Raw genomic sequence first — 276 nt, 5'->3', positions numbered from 1 at the left:
CACAAGGAGTTACTTTAACAGGGACAGGTGCATACACAGGAGGAAGTTATGCTTCTACAGCAGGATTAACAATAAACGCGACAACAGGAGCAATTACCCCAAGTACATCTACTCCAGGAACGTATACTGTTACCTATTCAACACTAGCCTCAGGTGGATGTGGAGTGGTAACCGCTACAACAAGCGTGACCATTACGGCATTACCAACAGCAAGTATTAGTTATGCTGGAAGTCCGTATTGTTCAGGAGTTGCTACAGCTACTGTTACTTTAAGTG

Annotated in this window: 1 protein-coding gene; it reads left to right on the top strand. The window is 44.2% G+C overall.

Annotated elements, in window-relative coordinates:
- Positions 1 to 276, top strand: a 276-nt coding sequence (locus EQG63_RS12170; RefSeq protein WP_206733274.1) for a hypothetical protein, incomplete at both ends; no start/stop codon positions are given.

Source organism: Flavobacterium amnicola, from assembly GCF_004122165.1.
Lineage (GTDB): Bacteria > Bacteroidota > Bacteroidia > Flavobacteriales > Flavobacteriaceae > Flavobacterium > Flavobacterium amnicola.
This window is presented reverse-complemented; position numbering and strand designations above follow the sequence as displayed.